Origin of the sequence: Moorena sp. SIOASIH (genome assembly GCF_010671925.1) — a bacterium.
Classification (GTDB): Bacteria; Cyanobacteriota; Cyanobacteriia; order Cyanobacteriales; family Coleofasciculaceae; genus Moorena.
The window spans coordinates 117,505-136,146 of the sequence record NZ_JAAHIH010000002.1 but is presented as its reverse complement, the minus strand read 5'-3'; the positions used below and the strand labels follow the sequence as shown (position 1 = coordinate 136,146).

Below are 18,642 nucleotides of genomic sequence, written 5' to 3'. Positions count from 1 at the left end.
GCCTGTGCTACGGCTGACGGCTGACGGCTGACGGCTGAGCGCTGACCGCTAATCAAGAAATAACTTGATGTAAATTAACTCCATCCTGAGAATTAAGCAATAACAACTGAGCCGGTAGAGCCTGTTTAGTCTCACTATTCCAGATAGCTAAACGGGCTTCTAAGGATGACTTCAGCTCCTGAGTCGTTCCAGTCAAATATAGCGCTTCTAAATTAACCGCTTGTACGCCATCAACTCCCTGAATTAATGCTGTTACTTCTGCGGCTGTTACCCCTTGACCAAAGGTACGCTGTTCAAAGGCAAAAGCAGACACTAATAGTGTTTTAACTTCAGATAAAACCAGATCGCTGCGATAACGATAATCCACCCATATCCCTGCTTGAAGATTAAAGTAAAGGGCTTCATAACTATCAATTTCAACCTTAGACGCTACCGCCAGACGGCGCTGCTGAGCTGGGTCACGAGCAGCATTAATTGCGTTGAAGAGATTAGTATATAATATGGAATCAGGGCTGACTTGATTGCCATTACGGTCTGCAATGGTAAGGTGAATCAAAGGCAGGTTTTGCCCAATCTCTAAAGTAGCTACCGTAGCTTTACCAATACCAGCAAAGGTACGGGTAAATGTCTCAAAATCTTGCACTGAGACAATGCGCTCCATGGGCAAAATATTGACAGGAGCTTGAGACCGAGCTTGGTCACGGGTTTCTGGAGAAGCTGCTCCGATGGCGGGTAGGGGATTAGTAACCTCTACAATTCCCAAGGGTCTGGTTTGGAGAACAGTAAGACTGCCAGCCCCTACTTCCCCATCCAAGCCGATTCCACTGCGATAGGTGGCGGTAATATTTTCATCTCCTGTGGGTAGACGAGCACCGCTTTGTCCATCCCCAAAGGTAATGTTAGTGTTGCCATTATCATCAATACGGACAATGTAGGCTTGGGGATGGAAGAAACCCCGTTGACCGACAGCTAAGTCTTTGTTGCTGAAGGTTTCCATAAGCGATCGCTTCACACTGCTCTGGAAATAGTTAGGCAAGACATGTACTGTCAAAGCAATATCGAGATTAACAAAATAGGGAGCCTGGATTTCGATATCATGACCCATTAACCGATAGGGAGCCATAAAAGCCAGTAGCTCTTCCCTAAATTGGGCATCAATCGGTCTACCACTATACCGATCCACAACAATAAATACGGTATACCAACTCCCTGTCCAACGCAACTGAGCTGCTGCTTTTTGCACTTCTGGATGACGCTGGATGGTAGTGGCATAGTCGGATTCTTTGACACTCCCCGCCCTGGAAGGACGGGGATTCTTGCTTCTACGAGGTGACTTGTTATCCCTTGCCGGAGCCAGAAAAAATAGAGGTCTCCTCGACCCAAGCGTACTTGGTCTATGACCCAGGTTTCGGTGTGCCGGAAACGAAACCTTATCAGAGGGTCGCCTTAGTACAAAACCTTGATCCCTATTATGAATAACCCTAAAAATATAAAGGCGACCCTCTGATTACGGTAACTTCAAACCCCACCGTACCTAATCTAGTTAACAAGTTAGATAAACTTTTTGTTGATATTATGTTTTCGTAGATATCAAAATCTAAGAATTTGATTATGCAACAAGCTGATATATTAGCTTATTTTTTACATCATCTACTTATTTTAATATCATGTTTATCTAGAACATTAATTGTTTTTTTCGTCAGGTTTTAATCTGAACACGATGCGATCAAACCGTCAAGTCTTAATTTAAAAAAAAGCCGTCCCTAGAAGTTACCGTAAGAATAAAGAAGCCTTTAAAGGGGGCAGGCTATGAGCAGAAGGGTTAAAACTTATTAATTAAGGCTTCTTTATTCTAAGGTTTCGTCTCCTATAAGGACGGGGCTTTAAACCCAAATTTTTTGGTAAGGCACACTGTGGGTTAGACCAGTGCGAGACAACTTGGGACGATAACTACCAATGGTTGGTATAGTAGGCAGATTCTCTGTCCCCTCTTTAGGATAAGGTTCGCCATGGTCCAATTAATGTTGCTTTGGTCTCTTGCTTCGACAAAAACCATCTAAGTAATCTATCTCCGGTACCGAAAGGGTTTTTATATCACTTGAGGGTACTGGTTGCGGGTCAAAAGTAACTTGGTCTGGACGTTTGAAGGAAAAACTGACCCGCTCAAAAAACGGATCGAGGTTGGTAATATTAACCAGTTGTAGCGTATAGGTAGATAAATCGCTAACCTGGGACTTAGCAGGAGCTTTGTATTCCACCAACAGGGTCAGCACATTCCCACTAGGTGGTTGGATTTCCAGGAGCCTAACATCAGTAGTTGTAACCGCCGTACCTCTAGTGATGCGAATATTTCTAGAGGTCAGGTTTGAGAGCACGTCCTGGGTGGCTGGTGTGGAAGCTGGTACAAAATGAAGCTTTAGCGCCCACTTATTCGGTTCATTCGGTGTCTGTTGTGATTCCACCTGAATGTAATCCAGCCCGATCTGTTTAGTTTGACGACTAAGAGCAATCCGGCGTTGGTATCGGAACATGTGTTCAGCTGTTACCAAGTCTGTCATAATCACAACCCTCGCTCAAACTCAGTTACCTGACGCTGTTGATTACGCCGAATCACATACTGGACTGTGACTCGCAATTTAGTATCTTCACTCTCCACTTGCACCCTCTCGACTTGAATTAACTTCCCTAACCACTGCTGCAACGACCCTTGAACAAGAAACTGAACCGCAGTACTCAGTTCCTCACTATTCGGAGCAAAGACCAGCTGCATCAGACTGTAGCCCAAGGTAGGACGGTTGACCCGTTCTCCTGGGGACGTAAACAGTAATTGTTCCATCAGCTGAGGGATGTGTTCTTCAGAGGTAGCCTCTGCTGTCCGTCTCCGCCCATCGATTTGGAAAGGATAGCCTATCTCCATTGCTACATAGATAGCTCTGACAACAACTCATTCACTATAGCCTGCTCGCTAAGTGAATTTATCTAGCTTCCCAGGTTGGGTTGAGTTGGGTTGAAGATAGTGAAACCAAACCCTGGCCAGGGTTTGGTTGGGTTTTGTTACTGCTCCAGAGCTTCCTAGGTAAAATCAAGAATTTTGGGAGTTTTCTCGGTCAATAAACCTCCCAAATTCAGGGATATTGCGATCGCTTAAATCCGTTAACCAATCCGTTTCGAGATCAGTTCAAACTTGCTCAGGATCCACTCCCATGGCTCGTAAGCGAGCAGCCAGTTGCTCAGCTCGTTGTTGAGCTTGGGCTAATTGCTGTTGAGCTTGGGTAGCTTCTTCTTTAGCTTGAGCTGCTTGTTGTTGAGCTTGAGCTGCTTGTTGTTGAGCTTGGGCTGCTTTTTCTTCAGCTTGCACTGCTATCTCTTCAGCAGTAGGTAGCACAATTCCGTCCAAGGTAGCCCAACGTAACCAAGTAGTATCGACATTATTTTTATGCACCCCTTGCCAACGGACTAAGGCTAATCCTAATCTTTCACTAATTAGTCGTCCTTGTTCATCTTCATTTAAAGGCTGATAGACGCCATTGTGCAAGCTAAATCCGGCAAAATCTTCTGGATTAAATGGGTCGTACCAAAAATATTCTGGTACTCTGACTTGGTCTTGATAAACTACTTTTTTAGTAGTTTTATCCGTGTTGGCTGTACTGTCATAAATTAGCTCAATTATCACATCAGGTCCTTTACCTTCTTCCCAAACTACCCAACTTAGTCGTTCGACTTTGGGAACTCCAAGCACTACAAATACATCCGGACCAAGGCCGTAGGCCACGCTTTCGCCGTAGGCGACGCTGCGCGAACGCGAACGAAAGTCTTGATTCTTAATTTGTGCTGCACTGAAATGAAGAAACATATTACCCCCAACATAGCCATCCTCCCGCTGAGCTAACCAAGGGTATAACGGGTCAATCAGCAATTCCATCTGAAGTTTATGTCGTTCAGTTTCCATGGGAATACCGTCATCACAGGGAAGTTCATATTGGGTTGGCGGTACAGGAGTATTAGGCACAACAGCAGAGGTAATGGTTTTAGATATAGTTTCTCTTTGGTGGTATCACCTACTCAACCTTAACGCCCATCGCTACGGTATCGTTGAAAGTGGGAAAAAAAACTAGCACTTGGTTCTGTATTTTTTGACCAAACTATGGTAATGGAGTTGCTACACTAGTTATTCTATTAGTAGTCAAATTTTATAGGACAGTATCGGAATAGTTGTTATAGAAAAGGGAACAGGGAACAGGGAACAGGGAACAGAAATATGTCTTAACCTTTACTTCGACTGCTATATTTAGTCCGATTAGTAAGATGCGTTCCCGTAGCGTGACCAAAGGTCAATCGCAATTGCACTATTCTATTAGTAGTCAACTGTTCTAGGACAACATCGGAATAGTTGTTGATGACTGCGATGACTAGGATGCGATCGCGTAGCGTGACCAAAGGTCAATCGCGTAGCGGCTCGTACCGAGCATCGCAATGCCACTCTTGTATTAGTAGTCAATTTTTCTAGGACAGTATCGGAATAGTTGTTGATGACTGCGATTAGTTCGATGGGTAAGGAATTCCACTCGGCTGTTAGTAGTCAACTCCTATAGGACAACATCGGAATAGTTGTTGATGACTTCGATTAGTAGGATGCGATCGCGTAAATCAGATCTAAGCGATCGCCTTCTGTAACGGTGACTTCTAAAAGCGTCGGCGCTTTCCCCCTGAGGTAGGAAGCGCCGACGCTTGTAAGAAATTACTCGATTATCGGAGCTGGTAAAGGTGGCTGTTTCTGGATTGTAGTAACGGCTAGTGGCTTGGAACATAGCTTCAAAACTTCCATCCAATTTAAATGCATAATACCTTAGCATTTCCCAATGGATTGAAAAAAAATACAGTTTTTTACATAACCCAGTCGTTTTGTCAAGTAGTTTAGAGCTGATTTATAAAGTAAACCTTAAGAATACTCAAGCCCTTGAGGCGATAACAAGACAGATTATTTGACAATAATCAAGGTCGTGGTGTTTAATTAAATTTGTCAACTACCTTAGGAAAGCGGAAATGAAGATAAAAACTGAACAATTTGTGGCTTTATTGGTTTGAATTTTGGGTGCGATGCCTCCAGAGGGAGATTTCTGCAAGATAGTGAAGAGCCTAGCCGTCACTGGCGCTTGGGCAGACTTTATGGATGCCAATTACTCACAAGATGGTGATTGGGAACAAGATATGGGTAAGCTAATTGGAGAATTAAAGGAGAAATTTGGAGATGAGATAGACATCGATGAAGTAATTGCTGAATGGGAAAAACAGGCAGAATAAATTGCCGGGAGCAGGTCAAAGTTGCAGAACAACATATAAAAATTATACTATCAGAGCAAGCTAAAACCCATGAGCGGGCTATAGCTTTACTAAAAATGCTCTGCATAAGTGACCTGCTCCCATTCCGACTACCTATTACTGTGGCCAAATATTAACGTCTACATCATCAGGGCCTTTGTTTTCAATAGTGATATCTGAAGATGGAGGCTCACAGGTTTCACCGATATAATCCCGACCGCCTAATACATAATCACCGCAGCCTAAAACAGAAACGGTTGAGCCCTCATCACCTAAGTCTACCAGTTCGAACTCAAGTGGGACATCTTGAATAACATTTATTATCTCTTTAGACTCTTCAGCTTTTACGGTAAACCAACCGTATTCATAAACAACCTCTACCTCTTGAGGGGAAGCATCTTGAGCATAAGCATGACCAACTTGTAAACTCAAGACCGCGACCAGGGCAAACACTATTGCCAACATGGCTTGCATAATACGTTTCATTTGTCTTTCCTTTTCCGTAATTGTCAGTTGTATTCGACAGTAGTTAGGTTGGTTTATCAGTCTAGTAATCGAGACTGATTTAACTATTCGTGAAAAAATAATCCTACTAAGTGATTCAGTGACTTGGCTCCAATTGGCTAATTGCTTTTCCCTTATAGGCGGGAAAAGTCTCAGCTGACCTGGGAGCCACTGTCAACTATAGGTGAATTTATTTTTCCTCTAGTAGGTTACTACTAACTTACCGGAGTGTCAATAAACTATGAAGTATTTTAAACTCAATTAAATTAATAAAAAATATGAATCCTCATCTCCCCACATCTCCCACACTCGATGAATTTCGATAGTCTCAAAGCAATGGAATACTTCCTGCCACTCCCTTAGCAATACTGCTGACATTCTTAAGACTTTCCATAGTTGCCATCAGTTCTTTGCTAACTTGGTGAGCCATAAACAGAGCACCACCGAGGCTAGCCAGCTTCAGATCCTTGTAGCTTAGGACTTCTAGAGTAAGGTCAACATCAGCTCGAATCGGGTTAAGATTCACATCATAAGCCAGTTCTTCAATACTCATACTCTCTACCCGAACCGGTAAAATCCGACTACCGCCCCAGATAAACAGAGTTAGAGGAGCTTCCATGGCCACAATTTCCAGAGTTCCCGCTTTCGACATAGCGCTATTGGTCAAGACTGACAAGGTTTTGGGATACATTAGCATTTCCAGAGTTGCCATTTGGGGATGAATGCCCAAGGTAACCGCCATGGTATCCGCCTGCTCTAACCGGTCAGTGGCATCGATGGCCATTTTTAGACTAATGCTCTCTTTCGGAGGACCACTAATTCGTTTGGCTTCAGTAGGGTCTAGGTCAGATTTAGTCTGTTCAGACAAATCCGCTCCTGCTGTCCGGGGCGTAAGCGATCGCGTCATGGTCTCGGGATTGTACTAGACCTCTTGCAAAAGTATTTTTCTGATAGTGTTTGCGTCAATTCTTGTCCACTGTTCCCTGTTCCCTGTTCCCTGTTCCCGACAACTGCCGCGAAGTCTACTGGAAAAGAATCACACTAGCTAGGGGATTAGCAGGGTCTAGAGCGACTATTGCCCCTCTCAACAAACGAGGGGAAAGGGGAGATGTAGCCATGAAATCCTTTTGGTTAATAAACTGTTGATCTCAAGTCTGTTTGAATAGTTATTATTGAGCTAACTCGTTAATTGTTAATTGTTAATTGTTAATTGTTAATTGTTAAAGTCAATGTAAGCGTTCAGCTATCAGCCGTCAGCAGTCATCTTAAAACAAGCTATCCGGCTGACAAGATCAACGGACTCAAAGCCAAAGACTATGAATTCCTCGCTCAGGGGAGGGAACTGAGATTAAACGAATGCTTACCTCTTTCATTCAAAAGCTGATAGCTGATACGCGACACGCTGATAGCACCTCAAGCAGCGTGCGCGTAGCGCATAGGCTGATAGCTTACGTTTAGAGCAGGATTTACACTAGCCTTTTTTCAAGGCAATGATGATACTGTCTTGTCGGACAACTGCCAGAAAGTGGTCGATAAAAGAGGTAATATCTTCCTCTGTTTTAGCTGATTTGTCCGACTTACTCGTAGATGTTTCATTGCGCCATACCTCTATAAATAGCCTGAGCAATTTCCTTACCCATGTCTGTGGGATTGTGGGTTTTAGTTAATTTTAAATTCACTAGTACAGTGGGAATATTGGTAGTATCTTGCCAATTTCGAGGTAGTCCCTTCACCTTAAGCAAACGGGATAATTCTGCTTCCACCGCTGCTTGTAAGCGTACCCGTTCTAGTCTATTCAGGTCAATTCCTTCTATGCTTAGCTCTGGGATTTTAATGGTAATGTTCATCAAGGGAGTAGGGAGTAGGGAGTAGGGAGTAGGGAGTAGGGAGTAGGGAGTAGGGAAAGGCAAGAGGCAAGAGGCAAGAGGCAAGAGTTAATCAACTATAGAGGTATTTTGGGTTATGTAAAAAACGGTAATCAATAAATACTAGATCTAACTATACCAAATTATTGAAACCTACTTATTGCCTGAGCCTACTTTCAACACCTTGCCAATCCTAATTTATCCTAACTCTATTAAAAAATTATGTCAAATCAATCTATTTTTTTATTATTTACTCCCGGTTAAGTTCAATTAATAATAATCATTATTTATCAAAAATAATGATTAAAAGATATTACATTTTTTGAAAACTCTTGCATAAAATATATTTTTGTGTTTCAATAATTAATGAACACTAACGTACTAAGTTTAAGGCGATGTACTACGATTTTATTGTTTCACCTTTTCAAAATCAATCTAGTGAAATAATTCTCCCGGGTTCCCATGGGTTTTATCCCTACCAAGAACCAATTAAACATACCTTGACTGGTTCTAAGCGGGCGATTTACATTACGATCAGGAATTTGCATACTCTGGGCTATGCCACAGTCAGCGAGTGGAGTCCACTCCAACGGACTTACAATCCTGGGGAATACATTTGTATTTTGGAGCGCAATCTGATTCTGGATTAAGCTGATAACCTAGCTGGGGGGTCTTCCCCCCTGGTGCGAGAGGTAAGACTAGTTTATTGGTTGTGTACTATTCCTTGTTATGAGGGGTCAGAGCCACAGAGGGGTTTAGCCTAAATTCCTCGTAAACTAGAATTAATCAGTGGGTGATACATCGCCTTAAATTGGTTTACGTTTGTAGTCATCCCCTTGAATTGGTTTACTTTTGTAGTCGTGGAAGGATTTTCCACGGCTATTTTTTTTGGTCTTGGTCAGCTATCAGCGTGTCGCGTATCAGCGTGTCGCGTATCAGCTATCAGGATTCAGCTATCAGCTTTTGAATCAAACAGGTAACCATTTTTTTTATATGAGTTACATCTGGATTAGGCATTAGGCTGACCGCTGACCACTGACGGCTGACCGCTGACCGCTGACCGCTGACCGCTGACCGCTGACCGCTGACCGCTTACTGGTCTTGACTGTGGAAGCTGCTGTGGATAGTGTGGAATGTATTCTGGTGAAGGTGAGCATAGGTCAAGCATGGGTGAATGGCAGGAAAATAATTCACGGTATCTCAGTGCGGCAATGTTCTGGTTGCGATCGCGTTTGCAAGAATTAGCCCAAGAATTAGCACAAGATGAATCGGTAGACCTAGAAGCGATCAGGCAAGGGGAAGCTGCCATGGCAGAAGCAGCAAGCCAATCATCCCCGACCTGCTCTGAAATATCTTAGTGAATGCTTTAACTTATCCTTGTTTGAACAAACAAGCGACGCATTCCCCCACCTCTCTAGGCAGGTGGGGGTTAAGGAGCAACCCATTTAGTTATCGAAGTCGGGGACATTATTGTTATCTTGTCGTCTTATCTTTTGTATGCTAAAATATTAACTGTAAGAGAGTTTGTTAGGAAGCGTGAAAACGTCAGCCAAAATCATAAGAACTGACAAGTGGCGACTTAATCCAACCCCCAATCAAAAAGCAGGGGTAGGGTGGGCAAATTCTATACATTTGACCATTTCAACAGTTATCATGTCCATTTGCCCACCCTACAATATCAAGACCTTGAGGGGTAGGGTGGGCAAATAATCAGAATTTGACCATTTCAACAGTTATCATGTCCATTTGCTCACCCTACTCAACTTCCCATACTCCCTATCAGTGTTATGATTCAATTATCCCCATTAAATCGTACTATTTACAGCAACAATGTCAAGGGAAAATATAGCAACCGTTGTTAAAATTCTAGAATCTCTACCTGATGCACAGCAGGAGCGAATTATTGAGCATTTACGGCAATATATTGCTGATATTGAAGATGAATTACAGTGGGATGAATCTTTTCGGAAAACACAAACTAAGTTAGTAGAAGTAGCGAGATTTGCGAAACAACAAATTGCTGAAGGACAGGGGCAAGCAATGGATTATGAGCAGTTATGAAGTCTGCTACCTTACCATCTTTTTGGTCAAACTATTATGATCTTCCTTTAGAAGTCCGTCAAGCAGCCAAAAAAGCTTATCAGTTATGGTCAAATAATCCTTTTCATCCTTCCCTACATTTTAAATGTATTAATCGTGATGAGGATATTTGGTCAGTTATAATTACTAAAAACTATCGTGCTATTGGAATTTTGGAAAAGGATCAGGTTACATGGTTTTGGATCGGTAGTCATGATAAGTATGAGGCGTTTTTTGGATAAATTAGAGCTTAAGGAGTGGCGCTCGATCTTGTAGGGTGAACAAATTGGCGATAATTGACAATCAAACTCTCTCTAAAATTTTGTCAACCTATCTGACTACAAGATTAGCGATCGCACTTTAAGAGGTGTTTGGTGGGCAAATAATGATAATTTCTCCAATATTCATGATATCCTCTCCATTTGCCCAGCAAACCAGATCTTAATAAAATTTATAAATCAAAGTCTAACTAAGCTGTTATGAATTAAAAATGCCTAACAGCTTAGACCGCATTTACTATGCAAATAGGCTACCTAAATGAATTGAATTGTGAGAATTTTTGTTGCCTGTTCCCTACTCCCTACTCCCTACTCCCTACTCCCTGTTCCCTGTTTCCTGTTCCCTGTTCCCTTTTATAAAGTTCTACGTTACCTCCTTCAAAGACTTGAATCATGAGTTGATAGCCTGTCTTGATGCAGTCGCTCATGGGGGTAACCCCCAAGACCGCGCTGCATCGCTTTCATCAATGACATTCCCACAAGGGGTTCTGAATCAGCTTCATCTATGGGAATTGTTAGAGGAACTCCGTCCCATAGGATAACTGCCTCATAGACATTAAAAACACATTCACTCCCATCCCCAAGACTAGCCCGTTCTCGCCTTTTCCATTTTAGATTTAACTGATTAATTAAATCCGGAGGCAGTGAAAGCCAACCATTAAAGCCTGTATCTATGAACGCTTCTTGAGGGTAAATTTTACCATTCGAGTCATAAATTGAAATAGAAATAATAGGTTCAAAGTCGGCATTGACAGTTCCTGTAATCATGGAGTTCTTTTTCCACGTCCACCGAACCGACGAACATAGCGCGAACCAATCCGGACTATCCAGATTTGAGCATCTGGATGACGCATTTCAAGGCGATCGCAAGCGGCGATTTCATTAGCATCAACTTCAAAATCTCCTGTTTCAAGATCAATTGCCACAATCTTGCCGTGATTCCCTGCTTCGACCTTTTGACGCACCTGAGTTTCGTAGATTTCGTCACCACGTCGAGCAAATTCTTCTTTGCTGTATCGGGGTTGTCGGATTACCATGGGCATGACCTTGTTTTAGCTTTATGCCTCTATTTTGGATGATAACCAGACAAAATTATTTTGGAGGGCTGGCTGTTTTGATTGCCGCTTGCCAAGACTGAGCAGGCTTTGCGTATCAAAGAGCCTGTTTCCGCTTGGTGTCCTCTGAGTAATTACATCTGCCAGCTAATGCCACCCTAGAGGCGGTAGGACGACAATCCTTTTTAGCTAATTAGATAGTGTGTCAAATTCCCACAGAAATATGCGATTGGCCGTAGGCCACGCGGGGCGCGTTCGCATTAGGGAGTCGGGAGTCGGGAGTCGGGGTAAGAGTGTGGGAAGTGTGGGAAGTGTGGGAAGTGTGGGAAGTGTGGGGAGATGGGGAGACCGCACTGGCTCCCTTATTAAGGGTAGAAAAGAGTAGGGAAGTAAGAATTGGGAAACGGAAATGCGATTGGCCGTAGGCCACGCGGGGCGCGTTCGCTTTTTCTAACTGAGTAATTAATCCCTAGTCAACTGTACTGCCACAATGGCAAACTAATTAAGTCAATCAAGTCTGACATCGTCTCAAGCTGGGTATCTTTGATAAGATATAGCTTTTGTATCTGGGTTGTGAACATACTCTCAAAGGCAAGAGGCAAGAGGCAAGAGGCAAGAGGCAAGAGATCCTCAGTTTAATTGTCCAATCAAGAAAGACCATACAGGTTTACATCTCAAATACCAATCCTATAGCCATTTGCCGATGATTTAACCAGGAAAATTCGACAACCTTAATTGGCAATAATCAATAGCTTAGGTTAAATGCCAACTACTGTGTTCCCAATTCCGAAGTTCTGACTTCCCTACTCCCTACTCCCTACTCCCTACTCCCTACTCCCTACTCCCTACTCCCTACTCCGAAGTTCCCTTTCCTATATGTCTATTGTTATTGTCGAAAATCTCAGCAAAATCTACCCAGTAGCAATTAAACAACCAGGGCTAAAAGGTACATTAAACCATTTCTTCCGCCGTACCTACCGTTCAGTCAAAGCTGTACAAGACGTTTCCTTTGAAATTGGCTTTGGAGAAGTGGTCGGATTCTTAGGGCCCAATGGTGCTGGCAAAACCACTACTCTCAAGATGCTCACTGGACTGATTCATCCGTCTAAGGGTCGAGTCAGAGTTGTGGATTACATTCCCAAACGACGTCAACCAGGCTTTTTGAAAAAAATTACCTTAGTTATGGGGCAGAAGCAACAGTTGCTTTGGGACTTACCTGCCCTAGATTCCCTGAGAATCAATGCCGCTGTCTATGGTATTTCTGATACTGACTATAAGTATCGAGTTGGGGAACTTACTGAGATGCTGTCCCTAGAAGGGAAACTGACTCAGCCAGTACGAAAACTCTCCCTAGGAGAGCGCATGAAAGCGGAACTACTAGCAGCACTGCTACACAAACCCCAAGTGCTATTTTTAGATGAACCTACTTTGGGATTAGATGTCAATGCTCAACTGGCGGTACGGGATTTCTTGCGGGAGTACAACCAACGCACAGGAGCAACAATACTCTTAACAAGTCACTACATGGCTGATATCACTGCTCTTTGCCAACGGGTGCTATTAATCCATGAAGGTCGGCTGATTTACGATGGCTCTCTAGACGGATTACTTGGCCGCTTTGCTCCCTATCGTGACATCACGGTAGAACTTGCCCAGCCGTTACCTGAGGTAAAGACTGGCGAGGAAACCTCTTTACAGCGCTATGGTGAACTCAAAGAAGTAGATGGTCACCACGTGCGTTTCCTAGTGCGTCGGGAAGTGCTTACCGAGACTGTGGCTCGGATTCTGGCTGAGCTAGAGGTGATAGATTTAAGCGTAACTGACCCCCCCATTGAAGAAGTTATTGGTCGTGTTTTCCAGGCAGGAGTAGTAGAGTGAACCGTTGCGAACGCACCCCGCGTAGGCAAAGCCTAATCCCCATTAGGATTTTTCAGATTTCTCAAATCACATTATCGATAATTCCGAGATTATTGATAATGGAGGCAGCTTATTGAGATTTATCCAGCAGATTTCAGGTTTGTGATACTATCAAAAAAACTTTTATCTGTAGTTTGTGATACGAATTTAGATGAGCTTCCCCTGATTGAGCAATACCAACTGTGAAGGTATAGTTTTAATAAAAAGCTGTCCTAGGATGAGACTAATAACCCTTTATTTTCGGTAAATTTATGCTTAGAGCTAATCCTGACAAGAATTCCTATCAAGATGTCTCAACTAACGACTTAGCAGCTTCAACTTACTCTAAGGTTGAAGTCAGACCCGCGAAGATAGGACAGGGAGTCTTTGCAGTCCGAGACATTGCTGCAGGTGAACAGCTACTTGAGTTTACCGGACCCATCATCAATTTTGATCAGAGTGTTGCCAAAGGAGAAAAGATGGGAAATGATCTCCAAATTGACCATGATGTGTATATCGATCTCGATCCAGAGTCACCAGGACCTTACGTAAATCATTCGTGCAATCCGAATGCAGGCATCATCGGAGATCGAATATTAATTGCATTGAGACAAATCACTGCAGGTGAAGAGATATTCTTTGACTATTCGACTACCATGGACGAAGATTTTTGGACAATGAAGTGCTTATGTGGTACTCAGGATTGTAGAGGGACTGTGACTGACTTCAAGTACCTTCCTTCCGAAACTCAACAGCTCTATTTGAAGTTAGGGATAGTTCAAAAATTTATTGTGAATAGTCTTAATAAAGACTAATTTAATAATTGTTTATTAAAATTCAAGTTAAGGCTAATTTTTTGATATTATATTTAGTATTTTATCCCCTAAAACTAAAAAATTAGTTTCAAATAAAAATGTTGCATCCTGACCATTAAATTCGCTTTGTTAATTCAGTAATAGGCTATGGTGTCTTGGCTACTGAACCTATTATGAATTGCTGGAAATGTGGAGATATACTGATATAGTAATATAGGAGGTATTAAAGCTAATAAAAAGTTATTTTTAACCTGAAAGATCACCCTATCCCCAACACCCCAGCTCCGTTTCATGCCCATTCACCTGACAATTTATTCCAAAGAATGAAACAGCCCTGCCGACTCCCGACTCCCGACTCCCGACTCCCGACTCCCTACCTGAGGGGGTGACAACAAGGCTAAAAACTAGACAGGGTATGGGGTGTGGGGGGTGGGGGGTGGGGAAAATAGAAGCGATGCAGCGCGGTCTTGGGGAGGCAGCGCGGTCTTGGGGGTTCCCCCCATGAGCGACTGCCGTGGTTTCCCCCACTCGCGCAAAGCATGGCTGACAGGGAATTTGGAGTGAGCCGGTGCGATAACAATCGGTCATATACCTGATTTAACCTTCCCGTCGCAACGTAGCCAGCTCCTGATCTTCCCCTACACCCATCACCCCACACCCCACACCCCGTAAAGCTTTTAAGGCTGTTTGTCACCCCGTCAGACTCCCTACTCCCTACTCCCTACTCCCTACTCCCTACTCCCTACTCCCTACTCCCTACTCCCTACTATCAAAAATAAATGAAGCACGTCCTAAGAATCATTAAAACCTTCCTCAGTGTTTATTACGCCCATATGATGGAGTATCGGGCAGAAATATTTTTTTGGGTACTGTCGAATCTGTTACCTCTGATTCTAATGGGGATTTGGATCAAGGCATCCCAAGAAGCAGAATTTGGTCTGAATTCTACAGAATTTGCCCGTTACTTTATCTCAGTGTTTTTTATCCGCCAGTTCAACTTGGTATGGGTGATTTGGGAATTTGAAGAACAAGTGTTGCAAGGGAAGCTTTCCCCACGATTACTACAGCCAATTGATCCAGTGTGGCATCAGGTAGCCGCTCACTTAGCAGAACGATTTATCCGTATGCCGTTTAACCTAGGGCTAATCGGTTTGTTTTTTCTTCTGTATCCCGAAGCAGCTTGGGTACCGAATCTTGGCAATTTGTTACTCGGTTGCCTGGTGGTAGCAATGAGCTTTGCCCTACGCTTTTTGATGCAGTATACCTTTGCCATGTTCGCCTTTTGGACAGAACGGGCTAGTGCTATTGAAGAATTATCATTTTTGCTCTACTTATTTCTTTCTGGGTTAATTGCTCCGTTGGAAGTCTTTCCTCCTTTGGTACGGGAAATTGCCCAGTGGACACCCTTCCCTTATCTGATGCACTTCCCAGCAGCACTGTTGATTGGTTTACCTGTGAATGTGGTGGGGGGAATCTTGATGATTCTAGGTTGGAGTTTAGTATTTTTCCTAGTCAACCGCTGGTTATGGCGTAAGGGGTTAAAGCATTACTCTGGGATGGGAGCTTGATCGTAAGGGAAGTGTGGGAAGTGTGGGAAGTGTGGGGAGATGGGGAGATGGGGAGATGGGGAGATGGGGAGATGGGGAGATGGGGAGATGGGAAGTCAGATCAGGGACTGCATCAAGAGAGGGCCTGTGAAAATTAAATGTACCTGATAAGTATTAATGTACCTGATCAGTGTGATTAACACTATATATTCGACAAATCAAAAGTATAAAATTACATCAGCATTTTACATGAGCATTCAGCCCAGGGCTATCAGCTATCAGCTATTCATCGATTAAGGGACTCTTTTGATTGATCAGGCGTTGGATTGCCTTAGCAGACAGCTGAGGTGCTGAGGTGCTGATAGCTTACACAATTACAAGACTCGACCAACGCTCTAGCAACGAATGACCCTAAAACGTTTGCCCCCAAATGATCCCCCTAATTTACCTGAACCACATCACTTTCACCGGCCAATGCTATGGTTGGCGATGGTTTTGGCATCTATTGTCATTCATCTATGCTTCTTGTGGATACTTTATATGCTCTTGATGGGGCGCTTCGAGAGTTCGCAACCCAATCAGGATTTGATTGCCATAGATCTGATTGATATCATTCCGGAAGACATAGCTGAGCAAGAGACATCACCAGAAGACCCATCAACAGCTCTAATCGATCAAAGCACTGATTTAGCTCTCACTAGTCCTAGGTCAGAGGGGAATCTTAATCACCAAACTGTCTCTAACTCTACCATTGAGGCCACTGAGGGTGAGGTAAAGCCAACACCGACAGAGGATATCTTACCAGTTAAAGACTTAGCACCGCCAACAGATTATGAATTAACTATACCTGTCCCCCCACCTGAACCAACAACTCCGATCACTCCTGTTAACCCTACTCCAGTAATCCCAACGCCCCTACCTTCACCCTTACCTCTGCCACCACCGATTCAGCCACCGGCTTCCAGCATCCCGGAAGAGTCGGCATCAAAAGATAGCTTTGTGGCTAAGATGAGTAACTTTGGTCTGACTAATCCGAATCGGGATATTCCAGACCAATTGGCTCTACCCCTACCAGCTAACAAAACCGAATTTTGGGCTGAGGAGCTGAATTTGACAGGTATTGATTTATCGGAAGAGTTAGTGTTGAAGGTGGTGGTGTTAATTTATGCAAATGGTAAACCGGAACTGCTACCGGACTATATTGAAGTGCAGCAAGGCAATATTAGTATTGATCAGGCTCAGCAACTGGCACAGCAAGTGATTCGCGATTGGCTGTTTGCCCCCACTTACATGGCAGGTCAACCAGTTGTCCAAGCTTATCGCTTCCAACTCACCATTAGTCATTAGTAGACTTCGTGGCAGTTGTCGGGAACAGGCAAGAGGCAAGAGGAATCCCCCCTAACCCCCCTTACTAAGGGGGGGAGGCAAGAGGCAATAGGCAATAGTCCCGATTTTTGATCTAAAAAATGTGGCATTTTGATTTTGTTATGTTATGATGCTAAAAGTACTGGAAACAGTGCGGATGTAGTTTAGTGGTAAAACCTCAGCCTTCCAAGCTGATGATGGGGGTTCGATTCCCCCCATCCGCTCTTGATACATTAATATATTAGTTGTTTATATTAGTGGTAGTTTAATGCGATCGCACTTCTGCAACTAGCATTACCGTTTGCGATCACATGAGTCTTTAGAATGTAGAATTTAGAATGTAGAATTTAGAATTAAGAATTTAGAATTATAGGCATTGCTTAATAATGGGATGATTTTAAGAGTTTTGTGGAATGAGCATCTTCCGGTGGAACGGGCATCTTAGTGAAACCGGCATCTTGCCAGTTTCCTGGCTCGGGCGGGCAGGATCTCCACCCCACTCATATTCATTCCAAGATTCAGCAATGCTGAATTCTTAATTCTAAATTCTTCATTCTTAATTCTTAATTCTTCATTCTTAATTCTCCATTCTTAATTCTCCATTCTTAATTATTAATTATTAATTATTAATTATTAATTATTAATTATTAATTCTCCATTCTAAATTCTTAATTCTAAATTCTTCATTCTTAATTCTTAATTCTTAATTCTTAATTCTTAATTCTTAATTCTAAATTCTTCATTCTTCATTCTTCATTCTTCATTCTCCATTCTTAATTCTTCATTCTAAATTCTCCAGCTAATTGGGAGGTTTAATTTCACTGCACACTTCGTAGAAAGATGTCGTGGGAGCCTTCGTAAACAAGTGAGACATTTGGTTTAAAATCGCCTCATACGCCTCACTTTGATTATCTTCCATATCCGCTATACTTTCCCAAAAGATCACAGCAATCCCCCTATCGGTTCCAGGTTCTTGCAGTAAGTAAGCACCTTTGAACCCTTGGATATAGGTCGATACTGCTTGTTCATAAAGATCCTGAGCTTCTTGAAATTTGCCTGGCTTGAATTCACCAATGGCAACATAAGCATAGTTATGCTTCAGAAAATCTAGAAATTCTGTCAACTTTCCCTCCCCTGTGATTTTCTGGGTTAATTCCCGATCATAACAGCTAATGGTTGAACTGCACAGATGCCAATATCTGCATCTTTGTAAGCATTCAGCAGTCAGCAGTCAGTGGTCAGCTTAACTCAGATTAAACCAATGCTGACCTGTTTTCTAAATGGAGCGCGGTCTTGGGGATTTCCCTCAAGACCGCGCTCCATCAATTATTCAAAAGCGTACCGTGGCACAGGCTTCGACACTGTGATCCATAAGCTAATAGCTGATCGCTGATCGCTGATCGCTTACGTGTCGAGAATCTACTCTACACTCGACATTGAAATTGAATTCCTCGGCACTACCACCAATGCCAATGCCAGTTTCAAATATCTCGGCATTAGTTAAGGTGAGGTTGTTCATCACAGCTCCAGACACATCGGTGTCGTAAAGCTTGGCCGCTGTTAAATTCACTTGGTTGAGATTAGCGCAGTTTAAACTAGCGTTGGTGACAAAGGCTTGGGTTAAGTTAGCCCCGTTTAAGTTGGCACCAGTCAGGTCAGCACCTTCTAGGTTGGCTTCGATTAAGATTGCTCCTTGCAGGTTAGCATTCCTCAAGTCAGCCCCTAGTAGATGTGCACCCGATAGATCCGCTCCTTTTAAATTACACCCTGGACATTCACCAGTTAAGAGCAACTGTTGCACCTGGTCTGGGTTCTCAGCTACTGCTGAACCGGTGAAGAACAGGGAAGCGATTAAGGTTAGCGTTGCCAAAATATTGAATTTCATTTTTGGCCTCCCTAGAAGGAAAATTATCAGTATG

31 protein-coding genes and 1 tRNA gene are annotated in these 18,642 nt (G+C 43.1%); 14 read left to right on the top strand and 18 right to left on the bottom strand.

Annotated elements, in window-relative coordinates; genetic code table 11:
• Nucleotides 1-52 precede the first annotated feature (52 nt).
• The 7 genes from F6J90_RS08300 to F6J90_RS08270 form a co-directional block, all read right to left on the bottom strand.
• Complete coding sequence (locus F6J90_RS08300; protein ID WP_293091997.1) at nt 53-1,243, bottom strand: hypothetical protein; 1,191 nt, start codon at nt 1,241-1,243, stop codon at nt 53-55.
• Nucleotides 1,244-2,018: 775 nt separating this feature from the next.
• Nucleotides 2,019-2,558 carry a hypothetical protein gene (locus F6J90_RS08295; RefSeq protein WP_293091996.1) on the bottom strand — a complete coding sequence of 180 codons (540 nt, stop codon included), beginning with the start codon at nt 2,556-2,558 and terminating at the stop codon, nt 2,019-2,021.
• 2 nt (nt 2,559-2,560) lie between these two features.
• Nucleotides 2,561-2,917: a GPW/gp25 family protein gene (locus tag F6J90_RS08290; RefSeq protein WP_293091995.1), complete on the bottom strand. Its 357-nt coding sequence runs from the start codon at nt 2,915-2,917 to the stop codon at nt 2,561-2,563.
• 261 nt (nt 2,918-3,178) lie between these two features.
• On the bottom strand, nt 3,179-4,009 hold the full coding sequence (locus F6J90_RS08285) for a Uma2 family endonuclease (protein ID WP_366513724.1): 831 nt from the start codon (nt 4,007-4,009) through the stop codon (nt 3,179-3,181).
• A gap of 181 nt (nt 4,010-4,190) precedes the next feature.
• Nucleotides 4,191-4,328, bottom strand: a complete 138-nt coding sequence (locus F6J90_RS08280; RefSeq protein WP_293091994.1) for a hypothetical protein — start codon at nt 4,326-4,328, stop codon at nt 4,191-4,193.
• A gap of 26 nt (nt 4,329-4,354) precedes the next feature.
• Complete coding sequence (locus F6J90_RS08275) at nt 4,355-4,498, bottom strand: hypothetical protein (RefSeq protein WP_293091993.1); 144 nt, start codon at nt 4,496-4,498, stop codon at nt 4,355-4,357.
• Nucleotides 4,499-4,586: 88 nt separating this feature from the next.
• Nucleotides 4,587-4,808: a hypothetical protein gene (locus F6J90_RS08270; protein WP_293091992.1), complete on the bottom strand. Its 222-nt coding sequence runs from the start codon at nt 4,806-4,808 to the stop codon at nt 4,587-4,589.
• A gap of 289 nt (nt 4,809-5,097) precedes the next feature.
• Here F6J90_RS08270 and F6J90_RS08265 point away from each other — a divergent pair, with 289 nt between their 5' ends.
• Complete coding sequence (locus tag F6J90_RS08265; protein WP_293091991.1) at nt 5,098-5,301, top strand: hypothetical protein; 204 nt, start codon at nt 5,098-5,100, stop codon at nt 5,299-5,301.
• Between the two features lie 135 nt (nt 5,302-5,436).
• Here the strand turns inward: F6J90_RS08265 and F6J90_RS08260 are convergent, their stop codons facing one another.
• Together F6J90_RS08260 and F6J90_RS08255 are read right to left on the bottom strand one after the other, a co-directional pair.
• Nucleotides 5,437-5,805 (bottom strand): hypothetical protein, encoded by a 369-nt coding sequence (locus F6J90_RS08260; RefSeq protein WP_293091990.1) that lies wholly within the window; start codon nt 5,803-5,805, stop codon nt 5,437-5,439.
• A gap of 346 nt (nt 5,806-6,151) precedes the next feature.
• Nucleotides 6,152-6,730, bottom strand: a complete 579-nt coding sequence (locus F6J90_RS08255) for a hypothetical protein (protein ID WP_293091989.1) — start codon at nt 6,728-6,730, stop codon at nt 6,152-6,154.
• 50 nt (nt 6,731-6,780) lie between these two features.
• Here F6J90_RS08255 and F6J90_RS08250 point away from each other — a divergent pair, with 50 nt between their 5' ends.
• The gene (locus tag F6J90_RS08250) at nt 6,781-6,969 is read left to right on the top strand and encodes a hypothetical protein (protein WP_293091988.1); all 189 of its coding nucleotides are present in this window, start codon (nt 6,781-6,783) and stop codon (nt 6,967-6,969) included.
• A 446-nt stretch (nt 6,970-7,415) separates the two neighbouring features.
• Here F6J90_RS08250 and F6J90_RS08245 read toward each other — a convergent pair whose 3' ends face one another.
• The gene (locus F6J90_RS08245) at nt 7,416-7,754 is read right to left on the bottom strand and encodes a hypothetical protein (RefSeq protein ID WP_293091987.1); all 339 of its coding nucleotides are present in this window, start codon (nt 7,752-7,754) and stop codon (nt 7,416-7,418) included.
• A gap of 329 nt (nt 7,755-8,083) precedes the next feature.
• Here F6J90_RS08245 and F6J90_RS08240 point away from each other — a divergent pair, with 329 nt between their 5' ends.
• Nucleotides 8,084-8,338, top strand: coding sequence for a hypothetical protein (locus F6J90_RS08240; protein ID WP_293091986.1), 255 nt, complete (start codon nt 8,084-8,086; stop codon nt 8,336-8,338).
• Between the two features lie 366 nt (nt 8,339-8,704).
• Here F6J90_RS08240 and F6J90_RS08235 read toward each other — a convergent pair whose 3' ends face one another.
• Complete coding sequence (locus tag F6J90_RS08235; protein ID WP_293091985.1) at nt 8,705-8,845, bottom strand: hypothetical protein; 141 nt, start codon at nt 8,843-8,845, stop codon at nt 8,705-8,707.
• Between the two features lie 9 nt (nt 8,846-8,854).
• Between F6J90_RS08235 and F6J90_RS08230 the strand changes: the two genes are divergently transcribed.
• From F6J90_RS08230 to F6J90_RS08215, 4 genes are all read left to right on the top strand, one after another.
• A complete protein-coding gene (locus F6J90_RS08230; RefSeq protein ID WP_293091984.1) occupies nt 8,855-9,046 on the top strand; it encodes a hypothetical protein in 192 nt (63 codons plus the stop codon).
• A 472-nt stretch (nt 9,047-9,518) separates the two neighbouring features.
• Entirely contained in the window at nt 9,519-9,749 is a 231-nt protein-coding gene (locus F6J90_RS08225) for a hypothetical protein (RefSeq protein ID WP_293091983.1), read from the top strand.
• A complete protein-coding gene (locus tag F6J90_RS08220) occupies nt 9,746-10,009 on the top strand; it encodes a hypothetical protein (protein ID WP_293091982.1) in 264 nt (87 codons plus the stop codon). Before F6J90_RS08225 ends, F6J90_RS08220 begins: the two co-directional genes overlap by 4 nt.
• A 307-nt stretch (nt 10,010-10,316) precedes the next feature.
• Nucleotides 10,317-10,442 carry a hypothetical protein gene (locus F6J90_RS08215; protein ID WP_293091981.1) on the top strand — a complete coding sequence of 42 codons (126 nt, stop codon included), beginning with the start codon at nt 10,317-10,319 and terminating at the stop codon, nt 10,440-10,442.
• Here F6J90_RS08215 and F6J90_RS08210 read toward each other — a convergent pair.
• Complete coding sequence (locus F6J90_RS08210; RefSeq protein WP_293091980.1) at nt 10,424-10,813, bottom strand: clan AA aspartic protease; 390 nt, start codon at nt 10,811-10,813, stop codon at nt 10,424-10,426. The two genes, F6J90_RS08215 and F6J90_RS08210, sit on opposite strands and share 19 nt — an antisense overlap.
• On the bottom strand, nt 10,810-11,082 hold the full coding sequence (locus F6J90_RS08205) for a hypothetical protein (protein ID WP_293094766.1): 273 nt from the start codon (nt 11,080-11,082) through the stop codon (nt 10,810-10,812). Before F6J90_RS08205 ends, F6J90_RS08210 begins: the two co-directional genes overlap by 4 nt.
• A 247-nt stretch (nt 11,083-11,329) precedes the next feature.
• Here F6J90_RS08205 and F6J90_RS08200 point away from each other — a divergent pair, with 247 nt between their 5' ends.
• Entirely contained in the window at nt 11,330-11,485 is a 156-nt protein-coding gene (locus F6J90_RS08200) for a hypothetical protein (protein ID WP_293091979.1), read from the top strand.
• Between the two features lie 88 nt (nt 11,486-11,573).
• Here F6J90_RS08200 and F6J90_RS08195 read toward each other — a convergent pair whose 3' ends face one another.
• Nucleotides 11,574-11,723 carry a hypothetical protein gene (locus tag F6J90_RS08195; RefSeq protein WP_293091978.1) on the bottom strand — a complete coding sequence of 50 codons (150 nt, stop codon included), beginning with the start codon at nt 11,721-11,723 and terminating at the stop codon, nt 11,574-11,576.
• Between the two features lie 253 nt (nt 11,724-11,976).
• Between F6J90_RS08195 and F6J90_RS08190 the strand changes: the two genes are divergently transcribed.
• Both F6J90_RS08190 and F6J90_RS08185 read left to right on the top strand, forming a co-directional pair.
• Nucleotides 11,977-12,978, top strand: coding sequence for an ATP-binding cassette domain-containing protein (locus tag F6J90_RS08190; RefSeq protein ID WP_293091977.1), 1,002 nt, complete (start codon nt 11,977-11,979; stop codon nt 12,976-12,978).
• Nucleotides 12,979-13,268: 290 nt separating this feature from the next.
• Complete coding sequence (locus F6J90_RS08185; protein WP_293091976.1) at nt 13,269-13,811, top strand: SET domain-containing protein-lysine N-methyltransferase; 543 nt, start codon at nt 13,269-13,271, stop codon at nt 13,809-13,811.
• A 264-nt stretch (nt 13,812-14,075) separates the two neighbouring features.
• Here F6J90_RS08185 and F6J90_RS08180 read toward each other — a convergent pair whose 3' ends face one another.
• Complete coding sequence (locus F6J90_RS08180; RefSeq protein ID WP_293091975.1) at nt 14,076-14,339, bottom strand: hypothetical protein; 264 nt, start codon at nt 14,337-14,339, stop codon at nt 14,076-14,078.
• Between the two features lie 251 nt (nt 14,340-14,590).
• On the opposite strand from F6J90_RS08180, the gene F6J90_RS08175 reads away from it, so the two are divergent.
• From F6J90_RS08175 to F6J90_RS08165, 3 genes are all read left to right on the top strand, one after another.
• A complete protein-coding gene (locus F6J90_RS08175; RefSeq protein WP_293091974.1) occupies nt 14,591-15,379 on the top strand; it encodes an ABC-2 family transporter protein in 789 nt (262 codons plus the stop codon).
• Nucleotides 15,376-15,516, top strand: a complete 141-nt coding sequence (locus F6J90_RS08170) for a hypothetical protein (RefSeq protein WP_293091973.1) — start codon at nt 15,376-15,378, stop codon at nt 15,514-15,516. Before F6J90_RS08175 ends, F6J90_RS08170 begins: the two co-directional genes overlap by 4 nt.
• A gap of 247 nt (nt 15,517-15,763) precedes the next feature.
• Entirely contained in the window at nt 15,764-16,705 is a 942-nt protein-coding gene (locus F6J90_RS08165; protein ID WP_293091972.1) for a hypothetical protein, read from the top strand.
• Here F6J90_RS08165 and F6J90_RS08160 read toward each other — a convergent pair.
• Nucleotides 16,702-16,833, bottom strand: a complete 132-nt coding sequence (locus F6J90_RS08160) for a hypothetical protein (RefSeq protein ID WP_293091971.1) — start codon at nt 16,831-16,833, stop codon at nt 16,702-16,704. The two genes, F6J90_RS08165 and F6J90_RS08160, sit on opposite strands and share 4 nt — an antisense overlap.
• Before the next feature lie 43 nt (nt 16,834-16,876).
• On the opposite strand from F6J90_RS08160, the gene F6J90_RS08155 reads away from it, so the two are divergent.
• A tRNA-Gly gene (locus F6J90_RS08155) sits at nt 16,877-16,947 on the top strand.
• A 575-nt stretch (nt 16,948-17,522) separates the two neighbouring features.
• Here the strand turns inward: F6J90_RS08155 and F6J90_RS08150 are convergent.
• Together F6J90_RS08150 and F6J90_RS08145 are read right to left on the bottom strand one after the other, a co-directional pair.
• On the bottom strand, nt 17,523-17,846 hold the full coding sequence (locus tag F6J90_RS08150; protein ID WP_293091970.1) for an antibiotic biosynthesis monooxygenase: 324 nt from the start codon (nt 17,844-17,846) through the stop codon (nt 17,523-17,525).
• 252 nt (nt 17,847-18,098) lie between these two features.
• Nucleotides 18,099-18,608, bottom strand: coding sequence for a pentapeptide repeat-containing protein (locus tag F6J90_RS08145; protein WP_293091969.1), 510 nt, complete (start codon nt 18,606-18,608; stop codon nt 18,099-18,101).
• Between the last annotated feature and the right edge of the window lie 34 nt (nt 18,609-18,642).

Coding starts and splice junctions, on each gene's coding strand:
- F6J90_RS08240 (WP_293091986.1), top strand. CDS start 8,084: ATGTACTACGATTTTATTGTTTCACCTTTTCAAAATCAATCTAGTGAA.
- F6J90_RS08225 (WP_293091983.1), top strand. CDS start 9,519: ATGTCAAGGGAAAATATAGCAACCGTTGTTAAAATTCTAGAATCTCTA.
- F6J90_RS08270 (WP_293091992.1), bottom strand. CDS start 4,808: ATGTTCCAAGCCACTAGCCGTTACTACAATCCAGAAACAGCCACCTTT.
- F6J90_RS08205 (WP_293094766.1), bottom strand. CDS start 11,082: ATGGTAATCCGACAACCCCGATACAGCAAAGAAGAATTTGCTCGACGT.
- F6J90_RS08235 (WP_293091985.1), bottom strand. CDS start 8,845: ATGCTCACCTTCACCAGAATACATTCCACACTATCCACAGCAGCTTCC.
- F6J90_RS08295 (WP_293091996.1), bottom strand. CDS start 2,558: ATGACAGACTTGGTAACAGCTGAACACATGTTCCGATACCAACGCCGG.
- F6J90_RS08185 (WP_293091976.1), top strand. CDS start 13,269: ATGCTTAGAGCTAATCCTGACAAGAATTCCTATCAAGATGTCTCAACT.
- F6J90_RS08165 (WP_293091972.1), top strand. CDS start 15,764: ATGACCCTAAAACGTTTGCCCCCAAATGATCCCCCTAATTTACCTGAA.
- F6J90_RS08230 (WP_293091984.1), top strand. CDS start 8,855: ATGGGTGAATGGCAGGAAAATAATTCACGGTATCTCAGTGCGGCAATG.
- F6J90_RS08190 (WP_293091977.1), top strand. CDS start 11,977: ATGTCTATTGTTATTGTCGAAAATCTCAGCAAAATCTACCCAGTAGCA.
- F6J90_RS08290 (WP_293091995.1), bottom strand. CDS start 2,917: ATGGAGATAGGCTATCCTTTCCAAATCGATGGGCGGAGACGGACAGCA.
- F6J90_RS08210 (WP_293091980.1), bottom strand. CDS start 10,813: ATGATTACAGGAACTGTCAATGCCGACTTTGAACCTATTATTTCTATT.
- F6J90_RS08255 (WP_293091989.1), bottom strand. CDS start 6,730: ATGACGCGATCGCTTACGCCCCGGACAGCAGGAGCGGATTTGTCTGAA.
- F6J90_RS08260 (WP_293091990.1), bottom strand. CDS start 5,805: ATGAAACGTATTATGCAAGCCATGTTGGCAATAGTGTTTGCCCTGGTC.
- F6J90_RS08220 (WP_293091982.1), top strand. CDS start 9,746: ATGAAGTCTGCTACCTTACCATCTTTTTGGTCAAACTATTATGATCTT.
- F6J90_RS08160 (WP_293091971.1), bottom strand. CDS start 16,833: ATGCCACATTTTTTAGATCAAAAATCGGGACTATTGCCTATTGCCTCT.
- F6J90_RS08265 (WP_293091991.1), top strand. CDS start 5,098: ATGCCTCCAGAGGGAGATTTCTGCAAGATAGTGAAGAGCCTAGCCGTC.
- F6J90_RS08175 (WP_293091974.1), top strand. CDS start 14,591: ATGAAGCACGTCCTAAGAATCATTAAAACCTTCCTCAGTGTTTATTAC.
- F6J90_RS08145 (WP_293091969.1), bottom strand. CDS start 18,608: ATGAAATTCAATATTTTGGCAACGCTAACCTTAATCGCTTCCCTGTTC.